Origin of the sequence: Neisseria subflava, from assembly GCF_003044935.1 — a bacterium.
In the GTDB taxonomy this organism is placed as follows: domain Bacteria; phylum Pseudomonadota; class Gammaproteobacteria; order Burkholderiales; family Neisseriaceae; genus Neisseria; species Neisseria subflava_E.
The window spans coordinates 20392-43567 of the sequence record NZ_POXP01000004.1 but is presented as its reverse complement, the minus strand read 5'-3'; the positions used below and the strand labels follow the sequence as shown (position 1 = coordinate 43567).

The following is a 23176-nucleotide window of genomic DNA, read 5'->3' as shown; positions in this document are numbered from 1 at the left end:
TGGGTAATAAAATTTTTAACATTATAGAACTAGGTTATCATTCATGATCTTATATGATGAAATTCGTGAATTATCTGATAAATATGAAATTGAATTAAAGAAACAAATTGATAGTCGTATTATAGAGATGTATGATGATGACCTTTCACATCATATGCTATACCAAGTGTTAGGAATCTCAAGTCAATTTGGAAAAGACATTGATACTTATCAGAATATTGGTAGGTTCCTTTATAAATATGCAGGATCATTTTTAGAGGAAGCTGCGTTTTATTGCATTAAATATAAATTTCCCAATGCAAAAAAAATTAAAATCCCTAACACTATAGGACAAAAACCAAAAACTTTTGAAATAGATGCATTAGTGGATAAATATGCAATAGAGATAAAATGGAGAGATGCCACAACTGATGGAGATCATGTAACTAAAGAACATACACGGTTGGAAGTAATTCACGCTGCAGGATATAAACCTATTAGATTAATGTTTTATTATCCCAATAGATCTCAAGCACAAAAAATTCAAAAAACATTACAAACTTTATACCATGGCAAGAATGGAGAGTATTATTATGCAGATTCAGCATGGGATTTTATTCTAAAATTTACAGGTGTAGATTTATTAAAGATATTAAAACAGATTGCACATGAAAAACAAGGTAATGGTATATGATGAATGATGTTATTCTAGGTGATTGTCTACATATATTAAAAAAAATAGATAATAATTCAATTGATCTAATCTATTTAGATCCACCATTTTTCACTGGGAAAAACTTTACTGGCACAACAAAAGATATTAAAAAACAATACTTCTTTAAAGATACATGGGATAGCCTGACAGAGTATGAGCAATTTATTTATGATAGATTACTTTTATGCAAAGATAAGTTAAAAAAAACTGGTAGTATATTCATTCATTGTGATAGAAACTCTACACATATTCTTCGTTCTATATTAGATCGCATTTTTGGCCAAAACAATTTTCAATCTGAAATTATTTGGTATTACAAACGTTGGAGCAATTCAAAAAAAGGGCTACTAAATCAACATCAAACCATATTATTTTACTCAAAATCTTTTGAATTTAAATGGAAACGTCGATTTAATAGTTATAGTTTAACAACTAATTTAGATCAAATCTTACAAAAAAGAAAAAAAAACTCATTAGGGACGTCTGTATATGCAACAGATCAACATGGAAACGTTATATATAATGGGCAAAAAAAAGGGGTTCCATTAGGTGATGTGTGGGAAATTCCTTTCTTAAATCCTAAAGCTAAAGAAAGAACTGGTTACCCTACCCAAAAACCCATCATCTTACTAGAAAAAATTATTGATTTAGTAACTGATGAACATGATGTTGTTCTTGATCCATTTTGTGGAAGTGGAACTACTTTAGTAGCAGCATCTATTTTGAAAAGAAATTTCATAGGTATAGATATTTCTGAAGATGCAGTTGAATTAACCAAATTAAGATTATCAGATCTGATTAAAACAGAATCTAAAGTTCTAATGAATGGTATAGCTTCATATGAAAATAATGACCCATGGGTAATGAAGCATTTATCCTGTTTTGATTTTTCCAGAATACACAGAAATAAAGGACTAGATGCTATTCTAAATAAATCATCAACAGATCATCCAATTTTTTTGAGAGTTCAAAGAGAAAATGAAGAATTAATTGAGGCATATAAATTAATGAAAAAGGCTATTATTAGTAAAACTAATAGTATTGGATACCTAATTCAAACAATAGAAAACAATAACTTTTCTGAAATGAGTCCATTAAATGAAAATATTAAAATTATTCAAAGTTTAGATTTGCAAATAACAACTAATCAAAAAAAATAGGTAATCAAATGAATTTTAGCTATAAGTTATTTATCACACAAATAACATGGCTAGCAAACTGTGCCTCGCATAAAACTGGTGCGCCTTTAGGCGTACACCTTACCTGCCAAGTACGCAAACTTGGAATCTATGTGCAGGGTGTGCGGTCTTTTTAAACCACAGCCCTTTCCTCCCAAAGGTCGTCTGAAACCCATTTTCAGACGACCTTTTGCCACTTTACTAAACAAATCTTCCCACTACCCTCTCCCCAAACGTCGTCTGAGCCAGTAAACTCCCCATATTTCAACAACTTCTTGGAAGCAAACCATGCCCCGTATCCACTCGCTCCACCTGTTCTTGCCCCATATCGCCGAACGCGGACTGCTGTATTTTCAGCAGGGCAAGGTTCGCGATATCCAAAAAACTTCCACTGGGCGTTATCGGGCGGAGGTGTGCGGTTCGGAAAACTATTCGGTATGGCTGAAGCTGGATAGTGATTTGTACATTAAGGATGGGGGCTGCGATTGTCCTTATGGCGGGGCGTGCAAGCATATGGCGGCGTTGTGGTATGCGGTGCGCGCTCAAACGCCGGACGGGCAGCCGGACGAACCCGACGCGCAGCAGCCTAAAAAGGGCGGCAATCCGTATCGCCAGCAGCTCTCCAGAATCTTTTCCCGAGCCCGACCACGAAGTTGCCGATTTGGGTATCAGGCTGCAAGACTGGTTGGAAGATGTGGCGCAAGAGGGAACGGCGGCGTTGGCGCAGGCTTTGCCTCTGTTGATACCGCGTTTGCAGGATGCTTTTGAAAAGGCTGACGATTCAGCAAGCCGTAGCCTCCATGCCACCGCGTGCGTGCCTTCGGGCACACACCCTACAAATGAATCACAAAGAATTTGAAATTTATGTGTAGGGTGTGTGCGGTACGCACGCACGCGGTCTTTTTTAAAAATGTTCTTTCCAATCAAACCAAAGGCCGTCTGAAAGTATTTCCCAACTTTCAGACGGCCTTTTTATATCCCTATCCCTATTTATTTTTCCAACCGTACAATCAGTTCATCAGCCAAGTCGAGATAAGCCTGGGTGCCTTTGGCGTGGGCGTCGTAGGCGAGGGCGGGGAGGCCGTGGCTGGGGGCTTCGGCGAGGCGGATGTTGCGGGGGATGACGGTGTCGAAGAGCAGGTTGCCGAAGTGTTGTTTGAGCTGCTCGCTGACTTCGACGACGAGGCGGCTGCGGCTGTCGTACATGGTGCGGACGATGCCGGTTACGTCGAGGTCGGGGTTGATGGCTTGGCGGATTTTACGGACGGTGGCCACTAGGTCGGAAATGCCTTCGAGGGCGTAGTATTCGCAAAGCATGGGGACGATAACGCCGTTGGCGGCGACCAGGCCGTTGAGGGTAAGCAGGGTCAGGGACGGGGGGCAGTCGATGAGGACGTAGTCGTAGTCGTCGGCAACGAACTGCAGGGCGTTTTTGAGGCGGATTTCGCGTGCGATTTCTTGGACGAGTTCGACTTCTGCGCCGGCCAGTGTGCGGTTGGCGCCCAATACGTCGTAGCCGCCTTCTTTGCTGCGGACGACGGCGTTGGGGATGTCGGTTTCGCCGAGGACGACTTGGTAAACGCCGTTTTCGATGGTAGCTTTGTTGATGCCGCTGCCTGTGGTGGCGTTGCCTTGGGGGTCGAGGTCGACGACGAGGACGCGGCGGCCTTTGGAGGCTAGGGAGGCGGCTAGGTTGACGGTGGTGGTGGTTTTGCCGACTCCGCCTTTTTGGTTGGCGACGGCGAGGATTTGTGCGCTCATGTGCTTTGCTGTCGTGTTAAGTGTGGATGGCTGGATTGTACCGTTATTCGGTATGCTTGGGTTGTTTTCAGACGGCCTTTTTGCGGATGATGACGATATGGCGTTCGGCATTGAGTTGGGGGACGTGCAATGCTTCGACTTTTTCGACGGCGACGCTTTCGGGCAGTTTGTCGATTTCTTCTTGCGGGTATATGCCTTTCATGGCCGCCCAGTAGCCGCCGTCTTTGAGGAGGTGCTCGGTCCAGTTGACGAAGTCGGCGAGTTCGGCAAAGGCGCGGCTGGTGATGACGTCGGCGCGGCAGTCGGCGGCGGCTTCTACGCGGCCGCTGATGACGCGGACGTTTTTAAGGCCGAGTTCGATGACGGCTTGTTGCAGAAAGGCGGTTTTTTTGGTGTTGGCATCGAGGAGGGTGATGTCGAGGTCGGGGCGGCAGATGGCGGTGGGTATGCCGGGCTGTCCGCCGCCGGAGCCGACGTCGAGCATGGTTTGGGCGTGTTCGATATAGGGCAAGAGGGTCAGGCTGTCGAGCAGGTGATGGCTGACGGTTTGGGCGGGATCGCGCAGGGCGGTCAGGTTGTAGGTTTTGTTCCACTTTTGCAGCAGGGCGGCATAGTCTAGAAGTTTGGCCTGTTTGGCTTCGTCGATGTCCAAACCCAGTGCCTGTATGCCGTCGCGGAGCTGTTGCGCCTGATTCATTTGTTATTCCTTATTGGTTAAAACGCGTTGGATGTAATGGTAACGGAAAGCATGCCGTCTGAAAATGTTTGCGCCTGTTGAATCAACGTTTCATCTTGTGAAAGACGATGGGCTGCTCCGGAGCGCGCGTGAGTTGTTTGGGCAGGGTCAGCATGGCGATGATCCATACGGAGAGGGTGTAGTAGAACACGCCTTGCCCACGCAAGCCTGCCAATGCGGCATTGCCTAAGATGGCTTCAAAAATCAATCCTGCCGCCGCCGAGGCACACGCTGCGACACCGGCAAGAAATATGGCATAACGCGAATGCCGGCGCATCATTTTTTTATACGCCAACTTGGTCAGTCCGCCGGCAATCGGCAGGTTGAGGAAGGCAAACATGCCGCAGACAAACCATGCGACGGAGTCCTGCCAACCGCTTTGCCATGCCCACGCGCCGTCTTTGACCGTGACCAGCAGCCCTTGGCCGTCTGAAAAGGCGATTTGCACGATATTGTGCAATATCATCGCCAGCGGCAGGGTGAGGAATATCAGTGCGACCAATAGGGGGCGGTAGGGCTTTTCTTGTGTCAGATACATGGCGGTTTGCCTTGTTGTGGGATAAGTCGAAATGATAGCAGATTGGCGGTTGATTCACGTTTGTTAGCGCTGAAATTGCTGACAAAAACGGTCAATTAAAAAAGAAATGAAAAATTCTTTTTTCTTGGCAAACGTTGGCGGATAAAGGTTAAGAAAACGTTTTCAGATGGCCTAGTCTCTTATTTTTATATGAACCGAACAGAAAATCTTTGCATTTCTCCGTAAAATCTACTAAATTCTCAATAACATATTATAAAGACCTGAAATCTGGAACCCAAACCGAAACTGCCTTCCGCCATTTACGCTCGGAAACTCAGCAGGCAACAAAAGTTTCACACACAACAAAAATACAAAATAATTCCTATGAAATCAGTTGTTTATAATGATAGATAACCACAAGGCAAACCATGCCTGACTTTAGTAGGAGTAAAACCATGGCTGAAGCAACCGATGTCGTATTAGTAGGCGGCGGCATTATGAGCGCCACTTTGGGCGTATTGCTCAAAGAACTCGAACCATCTTGGGAAATCACCCTGATCGAACGCTTGGAAGATGTAGCGTTGGAATCATCAAATGCATGGAACAATGCCGGTACGGGACACTCTGCGCTGTGTGAATTGAACTATGCGCCCCTGACTGCCGACGGCACGATCGATCCGACCCGCGCCCTCAATATTGCCGAACAATTCCATATCAGCCGCCAATTTTGGGCGACTTTGGTCGAAGAAGGCAAACTGACCGACCGCACTTTCATCAATTCCGTTCCCCATATGTCGCTGGTGATGAACGCCGACCATTGCAGTTATCTGCAAAAACGTTTCGACGTGTTCAAAAACCAAAAACTCTTTGAAAAAATGGAGTTTTCTACCGACCGCGCCAAAATTGCCGAATGGGCGCCGCTGGTTGTCAACGGCCGTGATGAAAACCAATCCATCGCCGCCAACTACTCCGCCGAAGGCACAGACGTCGATTTCGGCAGCCTGACCCGCCAGATGGTCAAATACTTGAGCGACAAAGGCGTAAAAATCAAATTCAACCGTCATGTCGACGACCTCAACCGCGAATCGGACGGCGCATGGGTGCTGAAAACCAGCAGCACCAAAGACGATGACGACCCGTTGACACTCCGCACCCGTTTCGTCTTCCTCGGCGCAGGCGGCGGCGCACTGACCCTGCTGCAAAAATCCGGTATCCCCGAAGGCAAAGGCTACGGCGGCTTTCCGGTTTCCGGCCTCTTCTTCCGCAACAGCAATCCCGAAACGGCCGCGCAACACAACGCCAAAGTGTACGGCCAAGCCTCCGTCGGCGCGCCCCCTATGTCTGTTCCGCATTTGGATACCCGCAACGTGGACGGCCAACGCCATTTGATGTTCGGCCCGTATGCAGGCTTCCGCCCCAACTTCCTCAAACAAGGCTCACTCATGGATTTGCCGATGTCCATCCACATGGACAACCTTTATCCTATGCTCCGCGCCGGTTGGGCTAATATGCCGCTGACCAAATACCTCTTGGGCGAATTGCGTAAAACCAAAGAAGAACGCTTCACTTCGCTCTTAGAGTATTATCCGGAAGCCAATCCTGACGATTGGGAACTGATTACCGCCGGTCAACGCGTACAAATCATCAAAAAAGACCCGAAAAAAGGCGGTATACTCCAATTCGGTACCGAAATCGTCGCCCATGCCGACGGCTCGCTGGCCGCATTGCTGGGCGCGTCCCCAGGTGCATCAACAGCCGTACCTTTGATGATTAAGCTGATCAACCAATGCTTCCCCGATCATGCCGAATCATGGTCAGGCCGTCTGAAAGAATTGGTGCCCGGCTACGGTATCAAGCTGAACGACAATCCGACTTTGGCGGACGAAATCATCAGCCACAACGCGTCCGTTTTGGGCATTCATCACTAAATTGAAGCAGACACAAAGGCGGGCATTCTTGCCCGCCTTTTTTCAAACCATTAAAATAGTGGCATTCAGGCCGTCTGAAATCTAATCTTCGTCAGCATGTTGCACGATTCAAACCCGAAAATCAGCCCCAATAGAAAAACGCCATGACCGATATTCTCAACAAAATCCTTGCCACCAAAGCAGAAGAAGTGGCCGCCCAAAAAGCTGCCGTTTCCTTGGAAGACATCAAAGCCCAAGCGCAGGCTGCTGCGCCGGTTCGCAGCTTTATCGGCTCGATCCGTGAAAAACACGCGCAGAATCTGCCAGCCATTATTGCCGAAGTCAAAAAAGCCAGCCCGAGCAAAGGCCTGATCCGCCCTGATTTTCATCCTGCTGAAATCGCCGCTGCCTATGAAAAAGCCGGCGCGGCCTGTTTGTCCGTGTTGACGGACGAACCTTATTTCCAAGGCTCGCCCGAGTATTTGAAACAGGCGCGTGCGGCCGTGGCGCTGCCGGTCTTGCGTAAAGATTTCATCATCGACGAATACCAAATCTATCAGGCGCGCGCGTGGGGTGCGGATGCGGTTCTTCTGATTGCCGCTGCCTTGGAAGCCGAGCAGCTTGAGCGTTTTGAAGCCGTTGCCCACGAATTGGGCATGACTGTATTGTTGGAGTTGCACGATGCGTCCGAGCTGGAAAAATGCCGCAACATGACCACGCCGTTGTGGGGCGTCAACAACCGCAACCTGCGTACGTTTGAAGTGACCCTGCAACAAACCCTCGACCTCTTGCCCGAATTAAACGGCAAAACCGTTGTAACCGAAAGCGGCATCCGCAACAAAGAAGACGTCGATTTCATGCGCAGCCACGGCGTGCATACTTTCCTGATCGGCGAAACCTTTATGAGAGCCGAAGATATCGAAGCCGAAGTCAAAAAACTGTTCTAAACCTAAAAAACATCAGGCCGTCTGAATTTTCAGACGGCCTGAATCCATTGGAGACGAGAAAAAATGTTTACCGTACAGCGCATTTACGCCTATCAACCCGATTCTAAACAAACCGCCGTCTTTATCGACCGCCTTTATCCGCGCGGCGTCCATAAAGAAGTTTTCGCTACGGCGCTTTGGCTGAAAGACATTACGCCCAGTGCAAACCTGCGCCGCTGGTATCATGAAAATCCGGCTGAGAATTTTGACAGTTTTGTCAGCCGTTATCATGAAGAGCTGCAAGGCGATGCCGAGCAGGCCGCCATCAAGCGGCTGCTGGATTTGGAGCGGCAACACGGCAATATCCTGCTGCTGACCGCCGTCAAAGATCCCCGACATTCCCACGTCTCTGCGCTGGCTCAATTTTTGGGCACAACGTTTGAATATCGCGATTAAAAAATCAGTGTTTGAACCGGATATAAAAAGGCTGTCTGAAATCAAGGTTTCAGACGGCCTGCTATTTTCAAATCAAGAAGGATAACGGTGTGCCACCAATTTTCCGTCTATGTATTCGCCGATATAGACTTGCGAGGCTTCAAGGTGGAGGTGGTCGAGTTCCTGTTGCAGCCATTCTTCATCACGCTTAATGATTTCGAGGATGTCGGGGTCAACTTGGCCGTCTGTAATCAGTGGATAGCGCAGGCTTTCGTCGCCGTACTTAATGACGGCGAGCTGGCCGTTTTGTTCCATCACGGCACGTTTGACGGCAGAGATTTCGTAGATGCCGGCGGCGCGGAGTTTGAACATGAGGTCGTGTGCGCTGATGCCGTTTTTCATGCATTCATCGGTTTGGATTTTGCCGTTGACGATAACCCAGACGGATTTGCCGTCAATGATGGATTTGACCCAGCGATTGTGGTTTTTGATGAATTTCAGGCTTAAGACCAACAGCGTCCACAAAATCAGTACGAGGAAAAATTGCAACAGGCCGACGCTGTCGCTGTAAATCACGCCACCGATGATGCCGCCGAGTACATAGTTTTGCACTTGGTCCATGGCGGAGGTCGGCGCGAGGTTGCCTTTACCTAAGAGGTTGATTTGCAAAATCAAACCTAAAATACCCATCAGTAGTTTGAGGGCGAGCAGGGAGTATGCTTCCATGTGTGTGTATCCTGTTATTCTTTATCGATGAGTTCGATATTGTTGTTGACCAAATTGATGGGCGTCAGCGTGTAGGCGGAGAAGTCTTGATTGAAATGGACTTCGTAGTATTGGTTTTTGATGCCGATAATCATGCCGTTGAACAGGCGCGTGCTGTTGACGATGATGTCTTGTTTTTCAACTTTTTGGTTTTCAATCAAGGCATTGAGAAAACCTACCATGCGCGAAGTATCGGCGGCAAAGTTTTGACGCTCGCTGTATGAAAGATATTGCGTGCCGCAGATGAGGATGAGCAACAACAGCGCAATAATGCTCAGGTCGCGGTATTTGGTGTCCATGCGGTGGCGCAGGTATTGCGATACGGTGAGCAGGAGGATAACGAGGGCGGCGAAAATCAGGATATATTTCAAGTAGTCGTGGAAATACATATGATTTTCAAGATAAAAGTGAGAAAAGAATTTCATGGTATTTGATAAATTTGGGAAGGGTAATAAGGCCGTCTGAAACTTAAATTTTAGACGGCCTCGTCTATTAAACAAGGATGTTGCGTCAAGGTTTCGGATAAAGCATACATGGCGCTTCTCGAAGTAGTATCAGTTGATAAATCCGTCGTCCTTCATTTTCTTTTCGGAAAAATACTGGCTGATGACCAGTAAGCTGGCCAGAATGATAATGAAAAGACCTGCCATGGTCAGGGTGATTTTGAGAAACAAATCGGCATCGACGAAGGAAAACCAAAGTTGCAAAATCAAGAGCAACACCCAGCTGACGAACAATCCGAGACAGGCATAGACGCCGAGTTTAAACACGTTCTTTTTCCAAAATGACGACGTAGGCTTCACGCACGAAAAACAGCAGCATGCGGCGCTGGTCTTTTTCCATGGTAACGACCTTCCAGCCTTGTGAGGCGTGGCTGTTGAGGAAATCGCTGAATTTGACCGGATTGATTTTGGCGCTGCCGAAAATCAAGCTGGAAAGCAGGTTCTCTTGATAAATGACGGCTTTATATTCTTTCATTTTATTCCTTTAAAATAAGGGGGCCTTAAAGCCCCCATGATTCTACTCTTTATTGTTCAACTGCGGCAATACGGAGCCTTCGCCCAAGGACAACAAACCGCTTTGCGAGTAAATACCCAGTTTGGCGCGGGTGTCGGTGATGTCGAGGTTGCGCATGGTCAGTTGGCCGATGCGGTCGAGCGGTGTGAACGCTGCGTCTTCGACTTTTTCCATACTCAGGCGTTCCGGTTGATAGGTCAGGTTGGGCGATTCGGTGTTCAGAATCGAGTAGTCGTTGCCGCGGCGCAGTTCGAGGGTTACTTCGCCGGTGATGGCTTTGGCGACCCAGCGTTGGGCGGTTTCGCGCAACATGAGGGCTTGGCTGTCGAACCAGCGGCCTTGGTAGAGCAGGCGGCCGAGGCGCAGGCCGTTGATGCGGTATTGTTCGATGGTGTCTTCGTTGTGGATGCCGGTTACTAAACGCTCGTAGGCGATGTGGAACAATGCCATGCCCGGGGCTTCGTAGATACCGCGTGATTTGGCTTCGATGATGCGGTTTTCGATTTGGTCGCTCATGCCCAAGCCGTGACGGCCGCCGATGCGGTTGGCCTCGAGGAAGAGTTCGACCGGGTCGGCGTATTCTTTGCCGTTCAGTGCAACCGGCACGCCTTCTTCAAAGCGTACGCTGACTTCTTCGGGTTTGACTTCGACGCTTTCGTCCCAGAAGGCAACGCCCATGATGGGCTTAACGATTTTGATGCCGCTGTTGAGGAATTCCAAGTCTTTGGCTTCGTGGGTGGCACCCAGCATGTTGGAGTCGGTGGAGTAAGCTTTTTCAACCGACATTTTGTAGTTGAAGCCGTTGGCAATCAGAAATTCGCTCATTTCGTGACGGCCGCCGAGTTCGTCGATAAATTGTTGGTCGAGCCAGGGTTTGTAGATTTTCAGTGCCGGGTTGGTCAACAGGCCGTAGCGGTAGAAACGCTCGATGTCGTTGCCTTTGTAGGTGCTGCCGTCGCCCCAGATATTCACGTCGTCTTCTTTCATGGCGGAAACGAGCATGGTGCCGGTCACGGCGCGGCCCAAAGGTGTGGTGTTGAAATAGGCGATGCCGCCGGTGGAAACATGGAACGCGCCGCATTGGATGGCGGCGATGCCCTCGTGTGCCAGTTGTGCGCGGCAGTCAATCAGGCGGGCGTTTTCTGCGCCGTATTCCATCGCTTTTTTAGGAATGGCGTTGTAATCGTCTTCGTCAGGTTGGCCGAGGTTGGCGGTGTAGGCATAAGGCAGCGCGCCTTTGAGTTTCATCCACAGTAGTGCGGCAGAGGTATCAAGACCGCCGGAGAAGGCGATGCCGACTTTTTGACCGATGGGGAGATTTTGTAAAATGGTATGGTTTTGGCTCATTGGGATTCCTCCAGACTTGAAAAGTTGAAACCATTATCTTATAAATGGAATACATTGTCAGCAATTAGGCCGTCTGAATGTTCGGAGGGCCGTATTAAAGAAACCTCATCATGAACGCTTTTAACCTCATCATCATCGGCGACGAAATCCTGCACGGCAGCCGTCAAGACAAGCATTTCGCCTTTTTTAAATCCTTATTGGAATCGCACGGGCTGAAGCTCAATCAGGTGCAATATCTGCCTGACGAACCCGAATTGCTGGTCAAACAACTGCGCCGCAGTTTTTCAGACGGCCTGCCGACTTTCGTTACCGGCGGTATCGGCTCTACGCCTGACGACCACACGCGCCAAGCCGCAGCGGCTGCTTTGGATTTGCCCGTTGTCCGCCATCCTGAAGCCGCCAAGTTTATCGAAGGCGTAACCCTGAAACGCGGCGAGCCGCTCGATTCGCCGGAACACGCCCAACGCCTGAAAATGGCGGATTTTCCCGAGGGCGCGGAATTGGTGCCCAATCCGTTTAACAACATCGCTGGATTTTCTATCCGCGAGCATTATTTCTTCCCCGGCTTCCCCGTGATGGCGCACCCGATGGCCGAATGGGTATTGGAAACTTATTACGCCGACCGCTTCAACCAAACCGAACGCGGCAGCCGCAGCGTGTATGTGTTCGACCAACCCGAATCGCGCATTACGCCGATTATGGAACATCTTGAGCGTACCTACGCCGGTATCCGTTCGTACAGCCTGCCCACCGTGGGCCGTACCGATTCAGACGGCCGTTATATTCCGCCGCATATCGAGTTCGGCATTAAGGCGGAAGGCGAGGCCTGCCGCTTGCTGGATGCGGCGTGGGCAGATGCGTTGCAGGGTTTGCAGGCAATTGGCGCGACTTTGAAAGAAACGGTGGAATAATGCACTTGTCTCCGGCCCAAGCCAAACGCGCACTGACTTTCGCTTCTTTGCTGTTTTTACCGCCGACCCTCGTTATCGGCATTTGGCTGGCGCAATATGGCGGCTTCGCTTTCGAACCGCCGCTGATGCACGCCGTCCATGCCCACGCGGGCACATGGTTTGACCCGATTGCCACCGTGTTGCACTATCTGGGCAAAACCGCAATTGCCGTGCCGCTGATCGGCGCAGTTGCCACAGCCCTGTATTTCGCCGATAAAAAGCGCGAAGCACTGTTTTGCGTGTTGGCGGCATTGGTGCCGACTTTGAATATGCTGATTGTGAAGGTTTGGTTTGCCCGAGAACGTCCGCTGCTTTGGCCGCGCCTGATTGAAGAGAGCAATTTTTCCTTCCCCAGCGGCCACAGCACGTTTTCCGCCGCTATTGCCGTCATGTTGATATTGCTTTGCCGCCGCACGCGCTATCGCCGTGCCGCTTGGATAGGCGGTATTTCCTTTGCCCTGTTGACCGGGTTTTCACGCATTTATTTGGGCGTGCATTATCCCACCGATGTTTGGGCAGGCTGGACCAACGGCACGCTGACTGCTTTGCTGGTGTATATGCTCATCTTCAGGCCGTCTGAAAAATAGAAGAAATAAATCATGAATACACGTTCACCCAACACGCCTTATTGGCTCAGAAACGGCCATGCCGACACCCTGTTTGCCAAGTTGCTGCAAGGCAAGGCGCCCGACTACCGCCGCGAGCTTCTGCCCGACAGTACCGGTAAAACCCAAGTTGCCTACGATTTTGTCGACAGCGCCGACCCCGATGCGCCGTTGGTGGTTTTGTTCCATGGATTGGAAGGCAGCAGCGAGAGCCATTACGCGGTCGAGCTGATGAAAGCCGTTCAGCAGCGCGGTTGGAACGGCGTGGTTGCCCATTTCCGCAGTTGCGGCGGCATAGAAAACACCGCGCCCGTGTTCTACCACCTCGGCGATACGACTGAAATCGCCTTTATGCTCAACACGCTGGCACAACGCTATTCAACCATCTACGCCGTCGGCGTTTCTTTGGGGGGCAATGCCTTGGCCAAATATTTGGGCGAGCAGGGCAGCAATGCCGTTCCGCGCGCTTCTGCCGTCGTTTCCGCGCCGGTTGATGCTGTGGCGGCCGGTACGCGTTTTGATCAGGGCATGACGCGACTGATTTACACGCGCTATTTTTTAAATTCGCTGTTGCCGAAAGCTCAGGCGATTCCCCGGTTTCAGACGGCCTTAAGCCAGCAAAACTGCAAAACGCTTGGCGATTTTGACGACCGCTTTACCGCGCCGCTACACGGTTTTGCCGACCGTCATGATTACTACCGCCGCAATTCCTGCAAACCGTTCCTGAAAGGCGTGGATACGCCGTTGCTGCTGCTTAATGCCGTCAACGACCCTTTCCTGCCGCCGGAAGCCCTGCCGACCGGGCGGGACGTGTCCTCGGCCGTTACGTTGCTGCAACCGGCATACGGCGGTCATGTCGGCTTCGTCAGCCGCGATCAAGGCCGTCTGAATCTGCAATGGCTGCCGCAAACAGTGTTGGACTATTTCAAACAGTATCAGCCGTAAATGAAAAAGGGCATATATGCGACACGCCCTTAGAGTGTAGAAAGTAAAATGGCCGTCTGAAAACGAATTTCAGACGGCCATTTTGAATGGCTTGATTATTTGCCTTTGCTGTCGGCTTTGGCTTCTTTTTTCAGAGAAGCGTACAACTCAGGGTCGCGGTTTTTCAGCAAGGACGCAACGGCCAAGTCGTCACGGTTAACTTTAGCCAAATCTACGCGCTCGATGTGTACCAAACGCAGCAATTCGCGTACAGGTTTAGGCATATTGCGGCCGGATTCGTAACGGGAACCACCGGATTGAGTCACACCAATGCGGCTCCAGAAGTCCATTTGGTTCAGGCCGAGTTTTTTACGGATATCGCGGATGTTTTCAATTTTTTCGAACGATTTCATGAATCTTCCTTATTGTGGTATTTGTTGCATGCCTCTAGGCATAAAAATGGGTCTGCAAGAATGCCGGCATCCCTTTTCCTGTAGGCTTTTGGGGTGATATGTGGGCGTATTGCAAATGACTGATCTAGATAATTAGACAGTATATTCGAAAGAAGTTTTCCGCTGTCTGCCATAATTTGTGTAAATATTTCTTAATTCATTATTTCGGTAAATTTTCATTATATAAATCATCAAATTATGCGTTTATCTTAAATATGGCGTAAGCAAATTTTTACATAATTAAACAATTCAATTTGGGTAAAAACTTAATTTCGAGTTTTTATTCGGTTTTATAGGTTGAGAATGCGAATAAATTTCAGGCCGTCTGAATCTATGTTTTCAGACGGCCTGAAGGTTTTTCAAGGTTAAGGCTTACCGCTGGCAGGGCTGATGGTAAGGATTTCGTAGCCGGTTTCGGTAACCAAAACTTCGTGTTCCCATTGGGCGGAGAGGGAGCGGTCTTTGGTGACCACTGTCCAACCGTCGTTCAGGATGCGCAGGTGGCGTTTGCCTTGGTTGATCATCGGCTCGATGGTGAAAATCATGCCCGGTTTAAGGACGAGGCCCTCGCCTTTGCGGCCGTAGTGGACCACTTGCGGCGCTTCGTGGAAACCGCGGCCGATGCCGTGGCCACAGAATTCCTGTACGACGGAGTAGCCGGCATTTTCGGCAACCTGTTGGCAGGCATAGCCGACATCGCCGAGGGTGGCGCCGGGTTTGACCGCTTCGATACCCGCCATCATGGAGGCGTGGGTCACGTCGATCAGGCGTTGGGCAATCGGGGAGACTTTGCCGACGGTAAACATACGGCTGGAGTCGCCGTGGAAGCCGTCTTTTTTAATGGTCAGGTCGATGTTGACGATGTCGCCTTCTTTCAGCGGCTTGTCGTCGGGAATGCCGTGGCAGATGACGTGGTTGACGGAGGTGCAGCAGGATTTTGGGTAGGGCGGGTTGCCGTAGTTGAGGGGGGCCGGATAACCGCCTTGAACGTTGACGTGGTAGTCGTAAACGAGTTTATCGATTTCGTTGGTGGTTACGCCGGGTTTGACGAATTGGCCGATGTAATCGAGGGCTTCGGCGACCAAGCGGCCGAGTTCGCGCATTTTTTCGATTTCTTCGGGGGTTTTGATGATGACTTCGTTCATGAGGTTTCCTTCTTGTTTCAGACGGCATGGAGGCCGTCTGAACGGGACGGGTGTGCCGTCTGTTTAAAACAGGTTGTCGAGATTGTCTTTATTGCGCGGTTTGGCTTGTGGTTTGGCCTCAGGCTCGGCTTTCGGAGTCGGTTTAGACTCGGTGGCTTTGGCTTTTTCCGGTTTGTTTTCTACTGCTTGTGCGGCAGGTTTGCTGTCTGCGGCTTTGTTTGCTACCGGCTGGCTGTCTGCTTGAGGTGTGTTTTGAGCAGCAGGGCTGCTGTTGTCGGATTGTGCTTTTTCTGATTTGTCGGTTTCGGCGCGTTTGTTTTCTGTGCGTTTACCGCGGTGTGCGGCAGGACGGTCGTTTTTTGCACCTTCTTCGGCGTTGTCGCTTTTTTCGTTTTGTGGAACGACAGGATTGCCGGAGGCGGTTTTTGCGTCGCCGTCTTTGGCAGGCTGAACGGTTTCAGGTTCGACTGCGCCGTTGGGGCGCCAAACTTCAATGCGTGTGTCGGTTTGTTCGGCAGGGCTTTTTTCGGGTACGTCGGTTTTACCGGAGTTTAGGGTGCTGAATACGCCGGCAACAAGGGCTGCGACGGCGATAAAGCTGACAAGGAATAAAGCGCGGATTAGGTGTTTGGGCTTAAGTTGGAAAGGGGTTTTATTATTCTTGGACATGATGGGGCGGGTAATCGTTGGAGGAATGGCCGTCTGAATGTTCAGACGGCCCCGGGTTGCCTGTGAATCAGTTGGCAACGTAGTTTTGATAGAGGGTCACGACTTTTTGTACGCCGACGGTCGTGCTGACTTTTTGGGTCACGCGGGCTTGCTCGTCAGGCGTGAGGATGCCCATCACATAGGTCACGTTGCCGTAAGTCACGATTTTGACGCGTGCTTGGGTGGCCGGGCTTAGGCCCAACAGGGTTGCACGAACTTTGGATGTGCCCCAAGTATCGTTGGTCACATCGCCGAGCGAACGCGCTTGTGAGGCAACGGTGATGTAGTTGTACACGCCTTCTGCGGCTTGTTCGGAACGGGCAATGCGTTCAACAAATTGTTTTTCGCCTTCGGTAGCCACTTGGCCGAGCAGGAGCAGGTGGCGGTTGTAGCCGACAACGTTCAGTTTGGGCTTGTAGCCTTCGACTTGGTTGTTTTGGCGCAGGTAGGAGCGTGCGGTGGTTTCGACGCGCAGGGCCATAACGTTGTCGTCGGTTTGCGCACCAGTGGTGCGGCGGTCGACGGCGGATTTGGTGCCGACGGCTGCACCGCCGATCAGTGCGCCGACGCAGCCGCTCAGACTCAAGCTCAAGAGGGTCGCAGTCAGAACGGGGAGGGCGTAGCGTTTGATATTCTTCATATCCTTTTCCTTGGGTATGGACGGGTGGGCGTTCAGACGGCCTTTAAGGGATGGGCCGTCTGAAAAGAAAGGGTTACATGCCTTCAAGCAGGACGGAGTCGATGCAGTCGCACATGGCGTGAATCAGCAAAATATGGTTTTCCTGAATGCGGGCAGTGCGCGGATAAGGGACGTTGAGCAAAACGTCGGTATCTTTGAGCATGGCGGCGATTTTGCCGCCGTCGCGGCCGGTCATAGCGATGACGTGCATATCGCGCTCGTGTGCCGCTTTGATGGCTTCGATGACGTTGGCGGAATTGCCGGAGGTGGAGATGCCGACCAATACGTCGCCGGCACGTCCGAGCGCGCGCACTTGTTTGCTGAATACATGGTCGAAACCGTAGTCGTTGCCGATGGCGGTCAGGGCGGAAGTGTCCGTTGTCAGCGCGACAGCAGCCAATTCCATGCGTTCTTTTTCAAAACGGCCGGTCATTTCTGCGGCAAAGTGTTGCGCGTCGGCAGCCGAACCGCCGTTGCCGCAAGCCAGGATTTTGCCGTCGTTCATCAGGCATTGCAGCATCAGCTCGGCGGCCTGTGCGGTCGGCTCGACCAGTACTTTTTCGGCTTCTTGCTTGGAGCGGATGCTCTCGGCAAAATGTGCGGAAACGCGTTCTTGTAATGTTGTCATGAGGTTAACCTGTAATATTTTGAATCCATTCGGGCGGGCCGTCGCCCTCAATCAATACCGCGTCCAGGCGGCAGGGCGCATGGTTTAACCCGTGCTTTTGCAGATAATACTCTACACTTCGTTGCAATTTCAATAATTTGGACGGCGAGATGCTGTATGCGGCACCACCGAAACCTCGGTTTTTGCGGTATTTTACTTCAACAAACACAATCGTACTGCCGTTTTTGACGATTAAATCGATTTCGCCGTAGGCGCAATGCCAGTTCCGCGCCAGCAGCGAGTAGCCTTTGCCCAGCAGGAATGCCAGCGCCGCATCTTCGGCCGCCGCCCCCTGTTTGTGGTTTAAGCGCATGAAAAGTTTACCCGTTATATAATCATTGTTTTTAAAGAGACGCCGTTTCAGACGGCCTTGAATCTATGTACACAAAACATCTGCAAAAAGCCGTCGACAGCATCGAAAAACAGACATTATACGTTGTCGCCACGCCCATCGGCAATTTAGCCGACATAACGCTGCGCGCGCTGGCCGTGCTGCAAAAGGCCGATGTTATCTGCGCCGAGGATACCCGCGTTACCGCCCAGCTTTTGAGTGCGTACGGCATTCAGGGCAAACTCGTGAGCGTGCGCGAACACAACGAGCAGCAAATGGCCGACAAAATCATCGCCCATCTTTCAGACGGCCTGAGCGTCGCCCAAGTTTCGGATGCGGGTACGCCTGCTGTTTGCGATCCCGGTGCGAAACTTGCCGCCCGCGTGCGCGAAGCCGGATTTAAAGTGGTGCCTGTGGTCGGTGCAAGTGCGGTCATGGGGGCGTTGAGCGTGGCCGGTGTGACGGAATCCGATTTTTACTTCAACGGTTTCCTGCCGCCTAAGGCCGGCGAACGCCAAAAGCTGTTGGCCAAATGGGCGGAAGCCGATTTTCCGATTGTGATGTTTGAAACGCCGCACCGTATCGAATCAAGCCTTGCGGATATGGCCGCGCAGTTCCCCGAACGCCGTTTGACTTTGGCACGCGAAATCACCAAAACGTTTGAAACCTTTCTCAGCGGCACGGTTGCCGAAATCCAAGTCGCCCTCAAAAACGACAGCAACCAAACGCGTGGCGAGATGGTGCTGGTGTTGCACCCTGCGGTGAAAGAAAAGCACAGCGATTTGCCCGAGGCGGCGCAAAATACCATGAAAATCCTTGCGGTCGAGTTGCCGACCAAACAAGCCGCCGAGCTTGCCGCTAAGATTACCGGCGAGAATAAAAAGGCGCTGTATGATTTGGCTTTGGAATGGAAAAAGCAGGGATAATGGCTGATTGGCAAACCGTATATCAAAGACCGTCTGAACAGTAGATTTCAGACGGCCTTTTTTGATTGGACTTTAGTGGTTTTAAATTGACCCAATAAGTTCAATACGCTTTGGTGTTTGCGTTTCAGACAGCCTCAATGTTTGGCAAACCTGCTTTAACGCTGCCATACGTTGCGCAAATATTCGATGCAGTCGGTCAGGGCGTAAAACGGGGCGTTGCCGTGATTGGCGTTGGGGTAGAGGGTAAAGTGGACATCCGCGCCGAGGTGGTGCAAAGTGCCGGCAAGAATTTTGGCTTGTGCAACCATGCCGCTGCTGGTTTGGTCGGGGCGGTTGTTTCTGCCTTCATGTTCGCCTGCGCCAAGGCGGATGCCGATTCCTTGTGGCAAAGTGTCGGGCAGCCAATCGAGTACGCGGCGGTCTTGCCACCAGATAGACGGTGACACCAGCAAATAATGGCGGAATCGTTCGGGGCGGGTGAACAGGGAATAGAGGCCGTACAAGGCGCCGAACGAATGGCCGAAGACAGCTTGGTTTTGGGTATCGATGCGGTATTTGCTGTTGAGCAGGGCGGAGAGTTCGTCATCGATAAAGCGGCTGAAGCGGTCGGCTTGGCCGTATTGTTTGCGTTCGGATTCGGGCGCGTTGTCGGGCAGCGGCGGCGTGTAGTCGAGGGCGCGTTGGCTTAAGTCGCGGATGGTGCCGCCGGTGTAGCCGATACCGACAATCAGACAGGCGGCATGGCTTTTGGTAATGGGATTGATGAGCAGGGATTGCGCCATATTGAGGATGGCGGGGAAAAAGGCATCTCCGTCAAGAATATACAGTACGGGATAGCCGCCTGCCGGACGCTCGCCGAGTGCCGCGGCTTGAATGCGGTAGGTACGGCCGGTGTGGGTAGAGGTAACGGAGGTTTCTTCGGCTTGCAGCAGGGTGGCGGTTTGCCAGTTGGGACGGATGGGCATGATGGGGTGCTTTAATCAATGGGTTGCTTAAGTAAAAGGAGAGAAGGCCGTCTGGACAATGGATTTCAGACGGCCTTATTGTACGGATTTCTGCCTTTTTAACAATACGTGCGATTAGCGTACGTCAACGTAGGAGCTGCTGTGCAGTTCGCGCAGGAGGTTGGTGGTCGCCTGTTGCGCTTTTTGTTGGGACAGGTATTGGCGGACGGCGTTTTGTTGACGCTCTTCAGGCGTACCTGCTTCGCGGACGTCGTTCAGCTTGATGATGTGCCAGCCGAATTGGGTGCGAACAGGGGCGCTGATTTGGCCGGGTTTGAGTTTGTGGACGGCTTCTTCAAATGGGGCAACCATCATGCCGTCGGCAAACCAGCCCAAATCGCCACCGTTGCCGGCGCTGCTGTCTTGCGAGTATTGGCGTGCCAAACCGCCGAAATCTGCGCCGCTGCGGGCTTGTGAGTAGATTTTGCGGATGGTGCTTTCTGCGCCGACGGCGGCATTGTCGTTGTCGGCTTTAATGAGGATGTGTTGGGCATGGTATTGGCGCACAGGGTCTGCTTCAGGCAGGGTGACGCCTTGTTGTTTGGCCTGCTCGATGTAGCGTGCCACTTCGGAGTCGCTCACGCGGCTGTTTTGCATGATGGCTTGTTGGCGCACTTTTTCAACAATAATGCTGTCGGCGATGTCTTGACGGACGGAGGCAGACGGGTTTTTGATGTTGGGGTTGTGCACGATAACGGCTTCGATTTCGCTATCGGTCGCTTGGATGTTGCGGCGTTTGCCGGCTTGGAGGATCAGGGATTGGTTGATCATTTGTGCCAAAACCTGTTGGCGCAGCTCGTTGGCGTCCATTTGTGTGCCTTTAGGCATGGTTTGGCGCGCTTGCGCTACGGCTTGCGCTACTTGGCGGTGGGTAATGACTTCGTTGTCGACAACCGCGGCAATGCCGTCTGAAAGATGTACGCCGCTTTGTACGGCAGGCATGGTGGTGGCGCTGACGGCAGCTGCTTTGGCTGCGCGCGCTTTGCCTGCTTTGGCTTTAGGGGCGGCGTGTGCGCCTACTGCGAGAGTGAGTGCGGCGACGAGAATCAGGGGTTTGAAGTTCATTGTTTGACTACCTCGTTGGTTTTGCTGTAACCGGGGATGGCTAAGCGGAGTTTTTCGAATGGGTTGTTGCCGATATTGCTCAAGTCTTTGAGTTGGAGGTTGAAGAATACGGCGTTTTTGTGGCTGTTTTCGCCGGTAACATAGCGTTGGCCGACCAAGCTTGCGCTCCAGCAGCCGCAGTTGCTTTTGTATTCTGCACCGATGAGCATTTCCAGCGGTTTTTTGGCTTCGATTTCGTAGTTGTAACGGGCAACGGCGTACAGGTTTTTACTCAACGGCCATTGGGCGGCAAGGTCGATTTGGCTGAGCCTGTCGTAGAAATAGTCGCCGTTGGCTTGTAGATAAATGCGCTCGTTGCGTCCGTATTTGTAGCGCGCGCTTAAGACTTTGCCGGGTTCGGGGTTGTAGGCAATCCCTGCGGCGTAGCTTTCGGCACGGCTTTGGTTTTGGTTGTAGTGGATGTCCAAGTCGATGCGGATGCTCGGGGTAATGTTGCCGTGTGCAAAGGCTACCCAGTCGGACTGGCTGCGCGGATAACGGCTGACGCTGCCGTCAGGCAGGACGTTGTCGTTTTTGAAGTAAAACTTCTGGCCGATACCTGCACGGAAGAGTTCCGCACCGGTATTGGGGTTGAGGATGCGGCTTTGTGTGGCCAGCGTCAGGCTGTTGGCCGAATTGATGCGGTCGTTGCCTGAATACAGGTTTTCTCGGAACAGCTGCGAATAGGTAAAGCTGTTTTCAGAGCTGTCGAAATTAGGCAGGTCGTTTTGGGACTTGGTCGGAATGTAGTTGTAAAACAGGCGCGGTTCGAGTGTTTGCAGGTATTCTCCGCCGAAGAGACGGGCCCTGCGCTCGAAAGTCAGGCCGCTGTCGACGTTGATGATCGGCAGGACGCGGCTGACATTGCGGCTGCTTTGGCCGTTGAAGCTGTTGAGGCTGTAATAAGTGGCGTGTACGCCGACTTTAGGTCGGATGTAGCCCCATTGGTTGTGGAAGTCCCATTTGATGCTCGGGTAGAGCACCACGCGGCTGCCGTCTTGCTTAGTATCGTGATCAAAACGGGTGAATTGGCCGAAGACGTTAAGCTGAGCCTTGCCGAGATGGCTTTGCCAACGACCGGTCAGGCGGGGCATGATGGCATAAGGCTCGTCTTTATAACCGTCTTGGTTGGCCAGCGTTTGATATTTTTGTACGCGCAACGAGCCGTCGAAGCTGCCGCCTAGCAGTTTGTCGCTGTAATTGAGCCATGCCTGACGGTCAAGGTTGACGTTGCGTGCGATGTCTTCGCGGCCATAGAAGTCGCGGTAGTAATCGTCGTCGGAAACTTGGTTGTAGTTGATGCCGCCGCTGATTTTGCTGTTCAGCTGCTGCTGGTGTTTCCATTTGAACTGGTAGCGGTTGTTGTGGACGCTTTTTTGGTCGTTCGGCATCCAGTCGCCATCGACTTCGCCGCTGTAATTCGGTTGCAGATAACGGACTTGGCCGCCCAGTTGCACGCCGCGTTTGCTGATAATGCCCGGGCGGATGGTGGCATCCAAATTCGGTGCAAGGTTGAAATAGTAGGGCAAGCTCAGCTCAAGGCCGTCTGAACCTGTGGCAATGGTCGGAACGAGCAGGCCGCTTTTGCGGTTGCCGTTGATGGGGAAGTCCGCCCAAGGTGTGTAGAGGACAGGGACGCCGCCGAATACCAGCGAAGCGTGTTTGGCCACGCCGATACCTGTCGATTCATCGGCTTCAATGCTTTGCGCTTGGATATACCAGCTGGCATCGCCGGGTGAACAGGTGTTGAATTTGGTATTGATGAGCTTGTAGAGGCCTTTGCCTTTGAGTTCGGCTTTTTCGCTGACACTTTGAAGGCGGCGGCCGCCTTGCTCGGTATTGAGGCGCACGGCAGTGCCGGAACCGGTTTGGTCTTTGAGGTTGTAAACCAATTGGTCGCCGGATACGGTCGAACCGTTTTGATACAGGGTAAAGCGGTCGCCGGCGGTAACGGTATCGGTGGCTTGGTCGTATTGCGCCCAATCGGCATTGAGAACATCGGCATTGCGCTCGACAATAACGTCGCCTTCGGCACGGACGCCGACTTGGGTCTGACCTTCTATTTTATCGGCATTGACGCGGGTGTAATCGGCAGGCAGGGCAGGCTCGCCGCTGCGTTTGATTTCGGCAGTTTCGGCCGGCTTGGTATCTTCGTGGTCGCAAAACAGGCAAGTGCTGCCCAAAGAAAGCGGATCGGCTTCGCTTTGGCTGGTTTTTGCCGGTTTGGGTGCGGCGGTGTGGGCAGGGGTATAGTCTTCCGCCTGCGGAACAGAAGCATCTTCCGCGCGCACGGCTGTTGCGCCAAAGCCCATAATTAAGGCGAGTACCAAGGGTTTGAGTGAAAATAAACGAGCCAAAATCGCCCCTTAAATCGGTTTGCCAGTTAGAATAGCGGTTA

The 23176-nt window shown here is 51.4% G+C and carries 27 protein-coding genes and 1 pseudogene; 11 read left to right on the top strand and 17 right to left on the bottom strand.

The genetic code is table 11. The features are described 5' to 3' along the window. Positions 1–43: 43 nt before the first annotated feature. The 4 genes and pseudogenes from DBY95_RS09875 (at position 44) to DBY95_RS09865 (ending at position 2731) form a co-directional block, all read left to right on the top strand. Positions 44–673, top strand: coding sequence for an ApaLI family restriction endonuclease (locus DBY95_RS09875; protein WP_107724206.1), 630 nt, complete (start codon positions 44–46; stop codon positions 671–673). Then, positions 670–1854, top strand: coding sequence for a DNA-methyltransferase (locus DBY95_RS09870; protein WP_199903883.1), 1185 nt, complete (start codon positions 670–672; stop codon positions 1852–1854). Before DBY95_RS09875 ends, DBY95_RS09870 begins: the two co-directional genes overlap by 4 nt. Before the next feature lie 306 nt (positions 1855–2160). Continuing rightward, positions 2161–2355, top strand: a pseudogene (locus DBY95_RS10775) (SWIM zinc finger family protein); the annotation flags it as partial. A 46-nt stretch (positions 2356–2401) separates the two neighbouring features. Beyond that, positions 2402–2731: a hypothetical protein gene (locus tag DBY95_RS09865; protein WP_199903882.1), complete on the top strand. Its 330-nt coding sequence runs from the start codon at positions 2402–2404 to the stop codon at positions 2729–2731. A 131-nt stretch (positions 2732–2862) separates the two neighbouring features. Here DBY95_RS09865 and DBY95_RS09860 read toward each other — a convergent pair whose 3' ends face one another. The 3 genes from DBY95_RS09860 to DBY95_RS09850 form a co-directional block, all read right to left on the bottom strand. Continuing rightward, positions 2863–3633, bottom strand: a complete 771-nt coding sequence (locus DBY95_RS09860) for a ParA family protein (protein WP_107724205.1) — start codon at positions 3631–3633, stop codon at positions 2863–2865. Positions 3634–3700: 67 nt separating this feature from the next. After that, positions 3701–4330 (bottom strand): 16S rRNA (guanine(527)-N(7))-methyltransferase RsmG, encoded by a 630-nt coding sequence (gene rsmG, locus DBY95_RS09855; protein ID WP_049359315.1) that lies wholly within the window; start codon positions 4328–4330, stop codon positions 3701–3703. 82 nt (positions 4331–4412) lie between these two features. After that, positions 4413–4907: a hypothetical protein gene (locus tag DBY95_RS09850; RefSeq protein ID WP_107724204.1), complete on the bottom strand. Its 495-nt coding sequence runs from the start codon at positions 4905–4907 to the stop codon at positions 4413–4415. Positions 4908–5341: 434 nt separating this feature from the next. On the opposite strand from DBY95_RS09850, the gene DBY95_RS09845 reads away from it, so the two are divergent. The 3 genes from DBY95_RS09845 to DBY95_RS09835 all read left to right on the top strand — a co-directional run bounded on the left by DBY95_RS09845 (position 5342) and on the right by DBY95_RS09835 (position 8175). Further along, on the top strand, positions 5342–6814 hold the full coding sequence (locus DBY95_RS09845; RefSeq protein ID WP_107724203.1) for a malate:quinone oxidoreductase: 1473 nt from the start codon (positions 5342–5344) through the stop codon (positions 6812–6814). A gap of 143 nt (positions 6815–6957) precedes the next feature. Next, positions 6958–7740 (top strand): indole-3-glycerol phosphate synthase TrpC, encoded by a 783-nt coding sequence (trpC, locus tag DBY95_RS09840; protein WP_107724202.1) that lies wholly within the window; start codon positions 6958–6960, stop codon positions 7738–7740. 63 nt (positions 7741–7803) lie between these two features. Beyond that, positions 7804–8175: a DUF488 domain-containing protein gene (locus tag DBY95_RS09835; RefSeq protein ID WP_107724201.1), complete on the top strand. Its 372-nt coding sequence runs from the start codon at positions 7804–7806 to the stop codon at positions 8173–8175. 72 nt (positions 8176–8247) lie between these two features. Here DBY95_RS09835 and DBY95_RS09830 read toward each other — a convergent pair whose 3' ends face one another. From DBY95_RS09830 to argG, 5 genes are all read right to left on the bottom strand, one after another. Next, entirely contained in the window at positions 8248–8880 is a 633-nt protein-coding gene (locus tag DBY95_RS09830; protein ID WP_107724200.1) for a DUF421 domain-containing protein, read from the bottom strand. A gap of 14 nt (positions 8881–8894) precedes the next feature. After that, positions 8895–9344, bottom strand: a complete 450-nt coding sequence (locus DBY95_RS09825; protein ID WP_107724199.1) for a DUF3290 domain-containing protein — start codon at positions 9342–9344, stop codon at positions 8895–8897. A gap of 129 nt (positions 9345–9473) precedes the next feature. Continuing rightward, entirely contained in the window at positions 9474–9689 is a 216-nt protein-coding gene (locus DBY95_RS09820; RefSeq protein WP_049330864.1) for a hypothetical protein, read from the bottom strand. After that, on the bottom strand, positions 9682–9897 hold the full coding sequence (locus DBY95_RS09815) for a DUF4177 domain-containing protein (RefSeq protein ID WP_036493650.1): 216 nt from the start codon (positions 9895–9897) through the stop codon (positions 9682–9684). The genes DBY95_RS09820 and DBY95_RS09815 overlap by 8 nt, the downstream gene beginning before the upstream one ends. A 42-nt stretch (positions 9898–9939) precedes the next feature. Beyond that, entirely contained in the window at positions 9940–11283 is a 1344-nt protein-coding gene (gene argG / locus DBY95_RS09810; protein ID WP_107724198.1) for an argininosuccinate synthase, read from the bottom strand. Between the two features lie 110 nt (positions 11284–11393). Between argG and DBY95_RS09805 the strand changes: the two genes are divergently transcribed. From DBY95_RS09805 to DBY95_RS09795, 3 genes are read left to right on the top strand one after another with little or no spacing between them, the layout of a single operon-like run. Further along, positions 11394–12194, top strand: a complete 801-nt coding sequence (locus DBY95_RS09805; protein WP_107724197.1) for a competence/damage-inducible protein A — start codon at positions 11394–11396, stop codon at positions 12192–12194. Next, positions 12194–12820, top strand: coding sequence for a phosphatase PAP2 family protein (locus DBY95_RS09800; protein WP_107724196.1), 627 nt, complete (start codon positions 12194–12196; stop codon positions 12818–12820). Before DBY95_RS09805 ends, DBY95_RS09800 begins: the two co-directional genes overlap by 1 nt. A gap of 12 nt (positions 12821–12832) precedes the next feature. After that, a complete protein-coding gene (locus DBY95_RS09795) occupies positions 12833–13783 on the top strand; it encodes a YheT family hydrolase (RefSeq protein WP_107724195.1) in 951 nt (316 codons plus the stop codon). Positions 13784–13878: 95 nt separating this feature from the next. Here DBY95_RS09795 and DBY95_RS09790 read toward each other — a convergent pair whose 3' ends face one another. From DBY95_RS09790 to DBY95_RS09765, 6 genes are all read right to left on the bottom strand, one after another. Further along, entirely contained in the window at positions 13879–14175 is a 297-nt protein-coding gene (locus tag DBY95_RS09790; protein WP_107724194.1) for a helix-turn-helix domain-containing protein, read from the bottom strand. Between the two features lie 404 nt (positions 14176–14579). After that, positions 14580–15380 (bottom strand): type I methionyl aminopeptidase, encoded by an 801-nt coding sequence (map, locus tag DBY95_RS09785; protein ID WP_224783515.1) that lies wholly within the window; start codon positions 15378–15380, stop codon positions 14580–14582. 42 nt (positions 15381–15422) lie between these two features. Further along, on the bottom strand, positions 15423–16028 hold the full coding sequence (locus tag DBY95_RS09780) for a hypothetical protein (RefSeq protein WP_107724193.1): 606 nt from the start codon (positions 16026–16028) through the stop codon (positions 15423–15425). 67 nt (positions 16029–16095) lie between these two features. After that, positions 16096–16707 carry a BON domain-containing protein gene (locus DBY95_RS09775; protein ID WP_049330858.1) on the bottom strand — a complete coding sequence of 204 codons (612 nt, stop codon included), beginning with the start codon at positions 16705–16707 and terminating at the stop codon, positions 16096–16098. Positions 16708–16780: 73 nt separating this feature from the next. Beyond that, positions 16781–17374, bottom strand: a complete 594-nt coding sequence (locus DBY95_RS09770; protein ID WP_107724192.1) for a phosphoheptose isomerase — start codon at positions 17372–17374, stop codon at positions 16781–16783. Positions 17375–17378: 4 nt separating this feature from the next. Next, the gene (locus tag DBY95_RS09765) at positions 17379–17726 is read right to left on the bottom strand and encodes a YraN family protein (RefSeq protein WP_107724191.1); all 348 of its coding nucleotides are present in this window, start codon (positions 17724–17726) and stop codon (positions 17379–17381) included. A 65-nt stretch (positions 17727–17791) separates the two neighbouring features. Between DBY95_RS09765 and rsmI the strand changes: the two genes are divergently transcribed. After that, positions 17792–18670 (top strand): 16S rRNA (cytidine(1402)-2'-O)-methyltransferase, encoded by an 879-nt coding sequence (gene rsmI, locus DBY95_RS09760; protein ID WP_107724190.1) that lies wholly within the window; start codon positions 17792–17794, stop codon positions 18668–18670. A gap of 155 nt (positions 18671–18825) precedes the next feature. Here rsmI and DBY95_RS09755 read toward each other — a convergent pair whose 3' ends face one another. The 3 genes from DBY95_RS09755 to DBY95_RS09745 all read right to left on the bottom strand — a co-directional run bounded on the left by DBY95_RS09755 (position 18826) and on the right by DBY95_RS09745 (position 23135). After that, positions 18826–19635, bottom strand: a complete 810-nt coding sequence (locus DBY95_RS09755) for an alpha/beta hydrolase (RefSeq protein ID WP_107724189.1) — start codon at positions 19633–19635, stop codon at positions 18826–18828. 114 nt (positions 19636–19749) lie between these two features. Continuing rightward, the gene (locus tag DBY95_RS09750) at positions 19750–20739 is read right to left on the bottom strand and encodes a peptidylprolyl isomerase (RefSeq protein WP_107724188.1); all 990 of its coding nucleotides are present in this window, start codon (positions 20737–20739) and stop codon (positions 19750–19752) included. Beyond that, a complete protein-coding gene (locus tag DBY95_RS09745; protein WP_349289977.1) occupies positions 20736–23135 on the bottom strand; it encodes an LPS-assembly protein LptD in 2400 nt (799 codons plus the stop codon). The genes DBY95_RS09750 and DBY95_RS09745 overlap by 4 nt, the downstream gene beginning before the upstream one ends. Positions 23136–23176 lie beyond the last annotated feature (41 nt).